This window comes from Rhodococcus sp. NPDC127593 (assembly GCF_042671975.1).
In the GTDB taxonomy this organism is placed as follows: Bacteria; Actinomycetota; Actinomycetes; order Mycobacteriales; family Mycobacteriaceae; genus Rhodococcus_F.
Genome location: NZ_JBHXWI010000023.1, coordinates 134774 through 146525, shown reverse-complemented (window position 1 = coordinate 146525; position 11752 = coordinate 134774). Strand labels below are relative to the sequence as shown.

Here is an 11752-nt window from a genome sequence, read left to right as displayed (position 1 = left end):
GATGATCAGGCGGTGGTCGCCCCATGCCGTGGCGACACGCCGAACAACATCATTACCAACTGCCCCGCGCGATGGCCGAGGTTAAACGACAAGCTCAGACACAGCTCGTATCCGAGCAGTGCGCCCCAGTCGTGCGCGATCAGGCTGACCCGGTCGAGTTCGAGTGCGTCCAGTAGCGCCACGACGTCCGCGAGCAGCTGCTCGCGGGTGTATCCCGTGGGTGGAGCGTCGGTCCAGCCGGCGCCGCGCAGATCCGGGCAGATCACCCGGTAGTGCGCGGCCAGCCCCGGGAGGACCCCGCGCCACTCCCACCAGTTCTGGGGGAAGCCGTGGAGTAGCACGACCGGTTCGCCGTGACCTGCCTCGACCACGTGCATGCGGAGGCCGGGGAGTCGGAGGTAGCGGTGCCGGACACCGTCCAGTGCGGGAAGGGTGTTGGCCGGCTCGCCGTTCGGGCCGGAAACTGTGTCGTTCTCGCGGGCCTCGTGTCTCATGACCTCACGCTACTACGATCATAGTATCAAGTCACTATGTTTATAGTAGCCGTATGACGTCAACGAGAACGAGAGCGCTCGATGCAGCGATCGACCTGGTCGGAACAGAGGGACTGCGATCGCTCACCCACGCACGGGTCGACGAACGCGCCGGCCTGCCGAAGGGGACGACGTCCAATTACTTCCGCACCCGGGTGGCGCTGCTCACCGGCGCCGTCGACGCGATCGTGGACCGCGAGATGTCCGAAGTCGGCGTGCTGGCAACGACATCCGCAGAAGACCTCGTCGACACACTCTGCCGTCTGATCGACTACACGACCGTCGCCAACCGAACCGTCACCGCCGCACGGCTGGTCCTGTTCCTGGAAGCCAGCCACGACCCCGCTCTCCGGGAGGCGCTGGCACGCGGGCGCGCAGCCATGGAGGCGTCGGCCGTCTCGGCATTCCACCGGTTGGGCGCCCGCGACCCGCACACGGCCGCCACAGCAGTCATGTCCTGCGCAGAAGGCCTGATTCTGCACCGCATCGCCCGACACGACACCACGGAACCGCGGCCGACGTTCGAACTGGTGGTCCGGGCCGCGCTGAGCTGATGCGGTTCATCCGATGGTCGGCCGGCTTCACGGAAGCGGGGCGGACCACCGAAGCGTGGTTCCGCCGCCGAGGGTCGTGTCGACGACGCAGTGCCCGTTCATTTCCCGCGCCCGGGCAGACAGATTGTCCAATCCGCTGGTGACGACGTTCTCCGCGAACCCTTTACCGTCGTCCGCGACCTCGATGGCGAGATCGTCGTAGACGGAGATGCTGACCGTGACCGTGTCGGCTCCTGCGTGCCGGACCGCGTTGCTCAACGCCTCACGCAGGACAGCCTCGGCATGTTCGGCGAGCGTGGCGTCGATGACGGACAGCGGCCCGGACATGTGCACGGTCGTGCGGAGCCCGGAATCCGCGGTGGTCTCGGCGACGATGTCGTGCAGCCGCCGCCGGAACTGGGTCATACCACCCGAACCGCCGTGAAGGTCGAAGATGGCGGTGCGGATATCCCGCACGATGTCGTGCAGGTCGTCGATCGATTGTTCGAGCCGCTGCTTGACGATCGGAGCCTTCGCCCTCTGCAACGTGCTCTGCAGTGACAGGCCGACCGCGAAGAGCCGCTGGATGACGTGGTCGTGGAGGTCGCGCGCGATGCGATCGCGATCGGACAGGACGTCGAGCTCACGCATTCGGCGTTGACTGTTGGCGAGCTGCAGCGCGACGGCCGCCTGATCTGCGAACCCCGACATCAACGCCAGCTGGTCATCCGTGAACGGCGACGCGTCGACGTGACGGAGCGTCACCAGCACCCCTGTCACCGATTGCGCGGCGCGCAGCGGCAGCGCCAGCGCCGGACCGAACCGCGTTCCTGTCTCGAACCCCGGATCGAAGGCCAGCGCAGTGACGCGAAGCGGTGTCCGCTCGCGGAAAGCCTCCCCGGACGTGGATTTGTCGACCGGGATCGCCCGGCCGATGATGCGATCCGACACCGTCCCCGCCGATGCCGTCACCACGAGTTCGGTGACCTCGTCCGACGGGATGTCGGGATCGTCCGGCACCGCGAGGAAGGCACTGTCGGCGCCGGTGAGGGCAAGCGCGTCGTCGGCGATCACCTGCAGCACCTCCGCCGTCTCACTGCCCGCGAGCAGTTCGGTCGCAATCTCACGGGTCGCCTCGAGCCAGGCTTGCCTCGTCCGGGACTCCTCGTACAGGCGGGCGTTCTCGATGGCGATCCCGGCGGCGGCCGCGAGCGCGCGGAGAAGCACCTCGTCGTCCTCGGTGAACTGTCCACCGTTCGCCTTCTCCGTGAGATACAGATTTCCGAACACCTCGTCACGGATCTGAATGGGAACTCCCAGGAAGGTTTTCATCGGCGGATGATGGGCCGGGAATCCCACCGACGCGGAGTGATGAGACAGGTCCTCCAACCGGACCGCCTTCGGATTGGTGATGAGGAAACCGAGGACCCCGCGACCACGGGGCAGGTCGCCGATACGCGCGCGTGTCTCGTCGTCGATGCCCTCGAAGACGAATTCGCTCAAGCCCTCACCCGGGGCGAGCACTCCCAGCGCGCCGTAGCGGGCATCCACCAGGTTGATCGCGGCATGGACGATGGTATGGAGCGTGTTGTCGAGGTCGAGTCCCGACGTGACCGCGAGCATCGCCTCGAGCAGCCCGTCGATGTGATCTCGGGCATCGACGATCTGCGCGATGCGTTCCTGCACCTCGGTCAGGAGCTCGCGGAGCCGAAGCTCGGACAGGCTACCGAGTAACGGACCCCGGTCGCGCTCATCCGGTTGACGAGTCACACGACGAATTGTCCCACGTAGTGACATCGCGAGGAGCCGGAACCACCACCGGCACGCACACCGACCCGACCCGGTCCCGTCAGGTGCCGGCCGGTCTCGACTGCATCTTCGTGGCGAGCACCGCTGCCTGAGTCCTGCGCTCCACACCCAGCTTGGTCAGCAGCCGGGACACGTAATTCTTGACGGTCTTCTCCGCGAGGAACATCCGCGCAGCGATCTGACGGTTGGTCAAACCCTCACCGAGAAGGGCGAGCAATGTCCGCTCCTGATTGGTCAGGTGCCCGAAAATTCCGTCCTTCTCGCTGGCGTCCGCCCGAATCTTGGTGATCAGAGCGCCGGCGGCGCGGCTGTCGAGGAGCGACTTTCCGGCCCCCACGTCGTGGACCGCCTGGGCCAGTTCCATGCCCCGGATGTCCTTCACGACGTATCCACTCGCCCCGGCGAGAATCGCGTCGAGCATCGCCTGCTCGTCCGTGAACGACGTCAGGATGAGGCAATGTAGCTCCGGCATCAGCGAGTGCAATTCGCGGCACAGTTCGATTCCGTTGCCGTCGGGTAAGCGCACGTCGAGCACCGCGACGTCGGGTTTGAACGCCGGCACCCGTGCCATCGCCTGCGCATAGGAAGCAGCCTCACCGACCACCGTCAGATCGGGATCGGAGGTGAGGAGATCCGCGATCCCGCGCCGGACGACCTCATGATCGTCCACCAGAAAGACCCTGATCACGGGCACCCTCCAGTCCTGGCCGCGTCACCCTCCCGGGAACCCAGATTACGCCGACGAGCATCGGAAACGTGATCACTCAGCGGGCAGCGGGACGAAACGGGCGGGTTCCGCGACGCCGTGGCCGGTGGGGCATCAACATCGCCGCCGCCAGACCGACGGTAGCGACGAGGGTCGCGGCAGCGCCGACTCCGACGAGGGGAGTCGCGAGCCAGGCGCCGAGCAGGACGACCAGGCCGGCCGCCGCCGCTCCTGACGCCACCGCGAGCGCGAACCCTGCGGGATGCACGTACAGGAACTCCCCGGGTTCGTCGTCTCGGCGGTGACGATCGTCGCGCGGCGATGCGGTGGCATGACCTTCGAACATGATGTTCCTCGTTCCCTCGCCGACGGGTGGATCCGATGTCGTGCGTCGGCCTCTTCCACAACGGTGCGATAACGGCGAGCACAATTCCAGGGCCGAAGGTCACTCGTCCAGGGCGGAGGGTGTCTCTGCCCGCGTGGAACCGGCCCGCTGGGCCAGCATCCGGCCCCACCGCTCGGCACGGACGGCCTCACCCTCCTCGAGGCGAGACTCCTTGTCGACGAGGAAGCTCTCCGACTCGGCGACGAGTTCGAACCCGAGACGGCGCAACTTCCTGCCGATACCCTTCGATGCCCTGCCGGTCAGCAGGACAGGGCCATCGGCGCGGGTGTCGAATGCCGCCGCTTTCCCGTGGGTCCGGGGGAGTGCACCGAGCCATTCGCGGACACCTTCGCTTGCCGCGTCGGGTTCCAGCGTCACGTCCTGTGTGCGCGCCGTGTCGACCGCGCCGCGGCGGGTCGACGCGCGACTCATCCCGTGGACGTGCGTCGGACCGCCGACCACCACGAGGTCGTAACCCGACAGGTCTTCGTCATCGGCCCGAGTCACCGGGACCGTGCTCACCGTGCCGGCGGACGCGAGTCCTCGGGCGATCGCGTCGGCCACGTGACGGGTGTTGCCGAACATCGACTCGTAGACCACCAGGGTTCGCATGTCGACTCCTCGATTGGTCATGCGTGCGGAATTTCCTGTCAGTCTTCTCCCGCACGCGGCGACTGCGAAGAGTCGAAAGTCACGGGGCGACGCTGCGACGCCCGAGCCGAGAGATCGTAGGACACTGGAAGGACGAGGCCCTTTCACCTCGGCCCCGCACCCACACCGAACGGAGGCCACCGGACATGAGCGAGCAGACGTGGTTGGTGGAGATCGTCATCGACGAACACGACTCGGAGGAAGGCGGCTCCAGGACCCGCGCGCAAGCTCGGCTCCGCACCCGCGACACCCGCACGTTCGTCGGCGTCGGACTCGCCCGCCGAAATCCTGAAGACACAGAAATCCCTGAGATCGGAGAGGAACTGGCCACCGCACGTGCGTTGTCCGACCTCGCTCACCAACTGATCGAGGCCACCGCGGCCGACGTGGAAGCAGCCACACGCAGCCGCGTTCATCTCACCGAATAGCCGCCCATCGCGTGGCTCGTCACCGGGCGAAACCTCGGCGGCCGACCGACAACACCGATTCGACGGGTCGTCTCGGCGTCTGTCGTGGTGGAGACGTCTTCTCGGTGGTGCCCACCCGGACCAGCGCCTGCGGGAACCCGCGATCAGGGAGTAGTTCGCGGATGATCTCCCTGCCCTGACGGAGTTCGGTCGTGTGAGTCAGCGGACACGTCGACAGGCCGCCGACGGTGGCCTCCAGGAGCACCGCGGACAGAGCCTCACCGGCCCGGAGCCACTCGCCGCGGCCGTCGGTGTCGGTGCTCAACACCAAGACCGTCGAGCGGTCGATCTCCGTGGTCACGCTGGTGTCCCGGCCGTCGGGGAAGCGGCGCCCGATGTCGACGCGGTCACGGCTGCCCGCGGTGGCGAGCGCGTCCGGCGGAATCCCGCCCTGCGGGTTGGAATGACCCGCCCACCAATGAAGCTCGGCCTGATAGGCGGAGTCGTATTTCCTGGCGGCCGCGGTCATTTCGGTCGCCTTCGCGAGCGTTGGACGTGCCTCCTGAGCCAGCACCGTCAGGTGGACGTCCCGGCGGCGCACCACGTCGGTCAAAGCCCGAGGCAACGGGGTCTTCACGCTGACCGGGCCGAAGGGCCTGCGGTCGGAGTGCCGGTGCCGGATCGCCGCGAGCAGATCGAAGTCGTGCGACTGAGGCCGGGCGTCGTGACGGAACCGAATGGTCGCCAGGTGCCCCGAATGAGGACCCTCCGGGACACGCTGGATGTCCACAGACCATTTGAGAGCGGTCAGCGCCGTCTGGAGATGATTCAACGCCGCACCACAACTCACGACCAATTGCCGGCCCGAGGGATCCGTCGAGGCCAGGACCCGGCCGCGTTCGGTGTAGAGGTCGAGTTGCCCGTCGGCGTACGTCCACTGCCACGGCTGACTGTTGTGTACCGACGGCGCCCGGCAGGCGAGGTCCACCGCAATGCGAACGACGTTCTCGTCGGGAATGATGTTGTCCACGATCGCCTCCTCGGTGAATCGCGCTCCGCCCCGACCGGCTGAATAGCCGGTGCATGTACCTCAGTGTCCGCCGTCCAGCGGCCCGAGATTAGGGCCGATGGTCACTGCCGGACACCGGCGACGATTCGAGGACTCATCTGCGCAACTGAAAGCGTCTACGTAGATCTCATACTGTCTGCCACTTGCGTGGCGGGCGTGGGAGATGGACGTGTGTCACGGCTACCCGCATCACCGTGCGGTGGTGCGGGTTGGACCGTGTCCCACACCGACGCTTGTGATGCAGGAACATGCTGTTTCGGAGTCACCCCCAACCGCGGTGTCACGGTGGGCAGGCTGCGGCGGACCCGGCGATGCCGCGGCCTGCTCGGTGTCGGAGCGTTCTTGCCACGACACTTGCGCACCGGCGCGTGTTCGGCCACCCGGATCGCGGGCAACTGCCCACGCCGGCGGGTGACGTTGTTTCTGCCGAGCAGAGCGCGTTTGGCCAGGTTCACCCCGGCCATGTGGTCGCGGTTGCCGCCGACCCGGCAGCGTGAACACCACGCGTCGTGGTAGCCGCCGGGCCGTGCAAGTGGTTCGTCGCAGCCCGGACACAGCGCGGACGATCCCCGGGCGGGCACCGAGACCACCGCGACACCGACACCCGCGGCGGTATGGGCGAGGGCCGCGACGGCTTGGCGGCGGGCGGACTGCGCGGCCCGATTGTTGTTGACCCGCCCGTGTCCGCGGGTCTCGAGGGTGGTGAGATCCTCCACCGCGATCAGCTGCGCCTGGGCTGCGTTGGCGTAGTCGGTGACCTGCCGGCCGAAGTGGAACGCCAGTTCCCGGTTGATCTTCCCCCGCTTGATACCCACCGCGGTGCGGTGGGCGTCGAGGACGGCGATCTTCTCCTCCAGCTCGGCGCGAACCTCGGGTTCGGCGGCGGCGGCCAGTCGCGTCAACCGGGCAGCCTTGCCGTGCAGCAGCTGCCCCTCGGCCTGCAGGCGGGCCAGCTTGATTCCGAGGCCGCGGTCGTCGTAGGTCCATCCCCGATAGTCCGACACCAGCCCGTCCGGGTCCTCTGACGCGGTGGCGGCGGCACCGAGCGTGGACGGGGACCAATCGACCCCGACCGCGACGGTCGCCGAGTCCGGGTCGCCTGCCGGGACGAGTTCGGTCGCCGCGCACCGCCACAACAGACCCCGGCGGTCGAGGACCAGGGTCGGCAGATGCCAGGCGGTGACCGCCCTGCCGTGCAGGTGCGCGGGGATGGCGGCGGTCAGCCGCACCCGCCGCCACTGCGCCCGCCCCGCCGGGGCGGGGCTGGTGGGCAGCTTCACCGCCAACACCAGCTCCCGTCCTGCCACGGTGATCTGCGCGAGCTGCCGGTCGGCGGCGGAGAGTCGGGCCATCGCGCTCGTCTGCGGCGGTCCCTGCAGGTCGGTGATCCGCACTCGGGTCGACTGTGCTCCGCCGCCGGAGCGGGCGCGAGCTGCGAGCTGGCGCAGTACGCCCCGAGCGAAACCCGCAGACACGTGGTCCGCCGACCCGGTCGGCGGCGCCACGGCCCCGGTGGCGGGGTCGAAGCGGGCCGACAGTGCCGCGATCGCGGTATCCCGGAATGCCAGGGTCCGCAGGGTGGCCATCACCTGCGCCGTCACCACCCTCGTCATCCGTGAGGGTACGTAGATTCCGTCCGGGTAGATGGGGTTCCAGCCGCGGCGGGCCGCGGCGGCATTACCCTGTGTGGGCAGCCTGCGGTCCTGGCGGTCACGACCGGCGGCGAGCACGTCGAACGTCGCCGGATGCCACAGCCGCGACATCAACTCGGCACCGGCCGCGGTGATCAGGTCGAGCAGCCACCCCACCCGGGTGTCGACGTCGTCGAGGCCGATCGGCTCACCGGTCGCGTCGTCGACCGCTTTGTATGGGCGGGTGGTGAACGCGAACTGCCGCGGCGTCGTGGAGACCCCGTCGTTGATTCTGTTTCGACCACAGCGCCCAGAGAACGGGCCGGACAACGATGCCGACACCGCCGTGACGTCATCCATCAACCCTCCCACCAGCAATGTGGCACCCCCGTCTCGTACGGCTCGACTGTAACGCCGACCTCCGACAAGCACCGCCCGAACCAGCCCACCGGCGAACCGGGCCAATCGATCCCGCGCCACACCACCCGCACCACCGTGCACCGGCCGTCGGCCGCGTCGTCGGGCATCCGGCCGCGGCCCGCTCGCTGCTCCCTCGCGACCCGAACCGCGATCCTTGTCGACCCCCGATACACCTCACCAGGAGCGCTGTCCCGCACCATCTTTTCGGATTGGCCAGCGACGCCCCGTTGTCCTGTCGAGCCCCACACCCGGCAAATGCACTGCCTCCTCCCTCTCCGCCGTCGCTCCCGCACACTCCCCTCCGGGCCTGCCCAGATAGGAGCCGAGGTCCGCGCGGTCAACGATTCGGTGACCCGCACCCGGTGCGCCGAGAAGGCCACCGGCCCTCCCCGCCGCCCTGCACACCCCAACCACCGACATCCCCAGCATTCCGCGGCCTCACCATTCACACCGGCAGACAATGTCAGAACCTATCAATTAGTGTTAGATATATCGACAACAGTTGAAAGCCTGTCCGTCGACGATCAACACCCCATTTCGGGCGTCGCCTATTGTCTCGACCACGACCTCGCGCACATCCATCACGCAGCCCGTCGCAGTCCCAGGAGTAGAAGTTCAGCAGCCGCTGCATGCCCTCTGGGCCGGCATCACCGGCCGCTTCCGGTTGCGTCCACCCGTTCTTGCGTTCGACCTCACCGAGCAGCCCCGCACGTACGCACCCATCCGCCGCCGCGACTCCACTCGCGGAAATCGCGGTGTCCCCCAGGGACCGCTCCGCCAGCGCGAGGTCGGCGGCATCGGGTCGGTAGGCGTGCGCCCACTGGGCGAGGGTGTCGGCGGTGGCGGTCATGGTTTCTCCAGGGCTGCTCAGGGGGTGGGGAGGGCGGTGGTCAGCGCTCGATGGCCGTTTGCGCTGCGCGGAGCTCGTTCTTGAGCACCCGCCCGGTGAGGTTGCGTGGCAGCTGGTCGAGGACGAAGCGCCGCGTCGCATCGTATATAACACGCGGGGTAGGCCAGAAAGAACGCCCCTCTCCCAGCGAGTTCGACAGTCTTCGGGCACAGACGTGGGCGACAATCTCACCGTGCTTGCAAGGCTTCAGGCCCTCGCGGTCTTCGTCACTTCCATCCTCCCCGGTGCCCTGTTCACCTTCGCGTTCGAACGCGAGAACAAGCGCACCACCACCGCGGAGTTCAACGAACGACTGCTCACCTTCGCCAGCACCTCCGCTCTGTTCGGCATGCTCTCCACCCCGCTGCTCTACCAGGGCTACCGCATATTTGTCGTGACCGGCGATCTGCAGAACGGCGAGCCGCTGCCCTGGTGGGTCTGGGCAATCGCCGCCGGCTACGTGGTCGTCCCACTCGCACTCGGAGCCCTCACCGGGATGGCCGCCCGCAAACGCTGGTGGTGGGCACGACCGATCACTGGACCCGAACCCGAACCCCGTGGATGGGACCTCCTCTTCAAGACCCCGGCCCTGGGCGGCTACGTCAAGCTGCGCCTGAAGGAACCCGGTACCGGCAACCCCTGGATCATGGGCCTCTGGGCGAAACCCGACCCCGGCACGACCAGCCTGCTCCCCGGCAGCTACGCCGCCGGTTACCCTTATGAACAGGACCTCTACTTGATCGACACCTGCCAGATCACCCCGAATGGAACACCGGTCGTCGACGCCAGTGGTAACGCCGTTCGTCGGGGAAGTGCTCTCCTCGTCCGCTGGTCGGAAGTCGCCTATGCTGAGTTCATCGAGGGATGAGGAGGCACGATGACGGTCAGTACCACGACCCCGCGCGACACCAGCCGTGAAGAACGTAGCGGTGGCTACACCGCGGGCAAGTCCGTCAGTGAGCTCAAACCACTGTCGCAGACGCACGCAACGACCGAGGCCGCCGACGACAGCTCCACCGGAAGCGTGTCTCACGAGCTGCAGTAGCACTCGCTCGCGGAAGTGTGCCCCGTGCGCTTCGGCTCACGGGGCACACTGCATCTCCGGCTCCTCCCAACGTGATGGATCGAGTGTGTCGGTCGTCATCTCGTGTCTCGCCAGGGGATAGCGGTGCGTGTCGGCCGGAGAACTGAAGGGGCATCGTCGGCACCTTCAGGCTGGCCCGGCCACCGTGGTCGTCGTCGACGGGAAGGCTGTACTCGACGTCGGTACTCGATGGGGACCAGCTGGGACGAGGAATCACTGACGGCGCTGCGTGTCGCCCTGAGCATCCGCACCGGCGCGGTCGTCGATCTGCGCGGACGATTGACCGACGAGGTGCTGCAGCTGGTCGGCGACGCACTCATCGCCGCGGTCGACGACCACATCGACGGGGCACAAGAGGTGGCCGCCCAGTGCGCGGCGGCGCTGCGCGTGCGCGACTGGACGGGCGACGACGACCCCGCCGATCAACTGGAGGCCGCGGTGGGGATGTCCGCGACACCGATGTTGCGACCTGCCGCGGTCGACCTCGAGAACTCTCGTCGCTGCTCGAGGGCGACCGACCTATGGCGGTGGTCGGATCGACCTGCAGACGGGGGAAACGTGGCCGACCATGATCGCGGACGACGTGTTCGACGACGATCCCGCCCGGTGGTTGTAGGTCCGTTGCGTCGGATCACGCGCGGGCTATCGCGACATGGAGTTGTTCATCGAGTCGGTAGCCGACCCCGCCGTTGCCGACCGGCTCGACATCGCGATCTCCGGGCGCGGTGTGTTTCGCCGCTTCAAGGACGTGTTGTGCCGGTGGCCCGCCGAGGTTCATCTGGTAGGGGTTGTCGGTGCGCACACTAATCGGTTTGGCGTCGGTGGTGGGGTAGGGAAGGCCCCGTCGCTGGCGCCGTGGCCGCTGTGGGTGTGCTTCATTGTGGGGCGTCTGGAAGGCCGGCAATGGGGTGAGTGCCACCGGAGATCGTGAATATGTTTGGTGTGCAGAAGTTATCGGACTCGATGCCCGGGGAGTTCGTTGCGGGAGAGAAGCGGCGGGGGCGCAGCCGGAAACCTTGTCTCTGCGAACAGCAGCAGGATGGCGGCGCCGAATGCGCGTGCGGCCATGGCGGGTGGCCTCGGCTGGGCGCCCGTCGATGGTGAGGGGAGGGCGAGGTGGGTCTGTTTCATTGGGCCTTCATGCCAGTTGCTAAGATTTTGTGCACCAATGGTATTGATGCAATTGGTGACGGGGAGATGGCGGATCGGTTGCTGGAGCTTTCTCCGCTGGTGGCCTAGTTGTTCGGGGCGGTCTGGTTCGGTGACAAGGGGCATCTGGGTTGGTGTAGGTCTCGGAAGGAGGGCTACTGCGACCTTTCTCCGGTGTTCGGGTAGTACACCTTCCCTATGGGGCCATGTGCGTTCTCGCTGACCGTGATGGACAGTGGTTCGGCGGAATTGCCCCAGGCGTGGGATGCGTGTTCGCGATGTGGTGGGTGATCCCAGCTCGAGTCCTCGAAGTTGTCTCATTCGCGGTGCGCAGTGAGGATACGTGTGAGGGTCGGATCGGGGAGGTCGGATGGTCCGTTCGCGGGCAGGTCGTCGGCGGCGCGGAGTGTGTAATAGTCGTCGACGGTGTACGCGGGCAGCATGTGGATCAGTCCGAAACCAGGATCGAGATTCTCGATCGGATCC

Annotated in this window: 14 protein-coding genes and 1 pseudogene; 4 read left to right on the top strand and 11 right to left on the bottom strand. The window is 67.2% G+C overall.

The genetic code is table 11. The features are described from left to right. Window positions 1-5 precede the first annotated feature (5 nt). Window positions 6-494, bottom strand: a complete 489-nt coding sequence (locus ACFVJ3_RS22495) for an alpha/beta fold hydrolase (RefSeq protein ID WP_378454124.1) — start codon at window positions 492-494, stop codon at window positions 6-8. 53 nt (window positions 495-547) lie between these two features. Here ACFVJ3_RS22495 and ACFVJ3_RS22490 point away from each other — a divergent pair, with 53 nt between their 5' ends. Then, window positions 548-1087: a TetR/AcrR family transcriptional regulator gene (locus ACFVJ3_RS22490; RefSeq protein ID WP_378454123.1), complete on the top strand. Its 540-nt coding sequence runs from the start codon at window positions 548-550 to the stop codon at window positions 1085-1087. A gap of 27 nt (window positions 1088-1114) precedes the next feature. Here the strand turns inward: ACFVJ3_RS22490 and ACFVJ3_RS22485 are convergent, their stop codons facing one another. The 4 genes from ACFVJ3_RS22485 to ACFVJ3_RS22470 form a co-directional block, all read right to left on the bottom strand. Further along, window positions 1115-2836, bottom strand: coding sequence for a GAF domain-containing protein (locus ACFVJ3_RS22485; RefSeq protein ID WP_378454122.1), 1722 nt, complete (start codon window positions 2834-2836; stop codon window positions 1115-1117). Between the two features lie 79 nt (window positions 2837-2915). Continuing rightward, on the bottom strand, window positions 2916-3563 hold the full coding sequence (locus ACFVJ3_RS22480) for a response regulator (protein ID WP_378454134.1): 648 nt from the start codon (window positions 3561-3563) through the stop codon (window positions 2916-2918). Window positions 3564-3639: 76 nt separating this feature from the next. Next, window positions 3640-3927, bottom strand: a complete 288-nt coding sequence (locus ACFVJ3_RS22475) for a hypothetical protein (RefSeq protein WP_378454121.1) — start codon at window positions 3925-3927, stop codon at window positions 3640-3642. Between the two features lie 99 nt (window positions 3928-4026). Then, a complete protein-coding gene (locus ACFVJ3_RS22470) occupies window positions 4027-4578 on the bottom strand; it encodes a flavodoxin family protein (RefSeq protein ID WP_378454133.1) in 552 nt (183 codons plus the stop codon). Between the two features lie 185 nt (window positions 4579-4763). Here ACFVJ3_RS22470 and ACFVJ3_RS22465 point away from each other — a divergent pair, with 185 nt between their 5' ends. Next, complete coding sequence (locus ACFVJ3_RS22465; RefSeq protein ID WP_378454120.1) at window positions 4764-5045, top strand: DUF1876 domain-containing protein; 282 nt, start codon at window positions 4764-4766, stop codon at window positions 5043-5045. A gap of 19 nt (window positions 5046-5064) precedes the next feature. On the opposite strand, the gene ACFVJ3_RS22460 is transcribed toward ACFVJ3_RS22465, so the two are convergent. The 3 genes and pseudogenes from ACFVJ3_RS22460 to ACFVJ3_RS22450 all read right to left on the bottom strand — a co-directional run. Beyond that, the gene (locus ACFVJ3_RS22460) at window positions 5065-6054 is read right to left on the bottom strand and encodes an Acg family FMN-binding oxidoreductase (RefSeq protein WP_378454119.1); all 990 of its coding nucleotides are present in this window, start codon (window positions 6052-6054) and stop codon (window positions 5065-5067) included. Between the two features lie 155 nt (window positions 6055-6209). Further along, window positions 6210-8084, bottom strand: a complete 1875-nt coding sequence (locus ACFVJ3_RS22455; RefSeq protein WP_378454118.1) for a zinc ribbon domain-containing protein — start codon at window positions 8082-8084, stop codon at window positions 6210-6212. Window positions 8085-8648: 564 nt separating this feature from the next. Further along, window positions 8649-8942 (bottom strand): annotated as a pseudogene (locus ACFVJ3_RS22450) (hypothetical protein); the annotation flags it as partial. A gap of 284 nt (window positions 8943-9226) precedes the next feature. On the opposite strand from ACFVJ3_RS22450, the gene ACFVJ3_RS22445 reads away from it, so the two are divergent. Further along, the gene (locus tag ACFVJ3_RS22445) at window positions 9227-9901 is read left to right on the top strand and encodes a DUF6338 family protein (RefSeq protein WP_378454117.1); all 675 of its coding nucleotides are present in this window, start codon (window positions 9227-9229) and stop codon (window positions 9899-9901) included. A 9-nt stretch (window positions 9902-9910) separates the two neighbouring features. Beyond that, the gene (locus ACFVJ3_RS22440) at window positions 9911-10078 is read left to right on the top strand and encodes a hypothetical protein (protein WP_378454116.1); all 168 of its coding nucleotides are present in this window, start codon (window positions 9911-9913) and stop codon (window positions 10076-10078) included. 252 nt (window positions 10079-10330) lie between these two features. Here ACFVJ3_RS22440 and ACFVJ3_RS22435 read toward each other — a convergent pair whose 3' ends face one another. The 3 genes from ACFVJ3_RS22435 to ACFVJ3_RS22425 form a co-directional block, all read right to left on the bottom strand. Continuing rightward, window positions 10331-10543, bottom strand: a complete 213-nt coding sequence (locus tag ACFVJ3_RS22435) for a hypothetical protein (protein WP_378454115.1) — start codon at window positions 10541-10543, stop codon at window positions 10331-10333. A gap of 205 nt (window positions 10544-10748) precedes the next feature. Next, entirely contained in the window at window positions 10749-10919 is a 171-nt protein-coding gene (locus ACFVJ3_RS22430) for a hypothetical protein (protein ID WP_378454114.1), read from the bottom strand. A gap of 664 nt (window positions 10920-11583) precedes the next feature. Beyond that, on the bottom strand, window positions 11584-11709 hold the full coding sequence (locus tag ACFVJ3_RS22425) for a hypothetical protein (protein ID WP_378454113.1): 126 nt from the start codon (window positions 11707-11709) through the stop codon (window positions 11584-11586). Window positions 11710-11752 lie beyond the last annotated feature (43 nt).

Bases quoted from the DNA above. Each gene is read 5' to 3' on its own strand.
- ACFVJ3_RS22495 (WP_378454124.1), bottom strand. From the start codon at position 494: ATGAGACACGAGGCCCGCGAGAACGACACAGTTTCCGGCCCGAACGGC.
- ACFVJ3_RS22490 (WP_378454123.1), top strand. From the start codon at position 548: ATGACGTCAACGAGAACGAGAGCGCTCGATGCAGCGATCGACCTGGTC.
- ACFVJ3_RS22475 (WP_378454121.1), bottom strand. From the start codon at position 3,927: ATGTTCGAAGGTCATGCCACCGCATCGCCGCGCGACGATCGTCACCGC.
- ACFVJ3_RS22470 (WP_378454133.1), bottom strand. From the start codon at position 4,578: ATGCGAACCCTGGTGGTCTACGAGTCGATGTTCGGCAACACCCGTCAC.
- ACFVJ3_RS22465 (WP_378454120.1), top strand. From the start codon at position 4,764: ATGAGCGAGCAGACGTGGTTGGTGGAGATCGTCATCGACGAACACGAC.
- ACFVJ3_RS22455 (WP_378454118.1), bottom strand. From the start codon at position 8,084: ATGGATGACGTCACGGCGGTGTCGGCATCGTTGTCCGGCCCGTTCTCT.
- ACFVJ3_RS22440 (WP_378454116.1), top strand. From the start codon at position 9,911: ATGACGGTCAGTACCACGACCCCGCGCGACACCAGCCGTGAAGAACGT.
- ACFVJ3_RS22425 (WP_378454113.1), bottom strand. From the start codon at position 11,709: ATGCTGCCCGCGTACACCGTCGACGACTATTACACACTCCGCGCCGCC.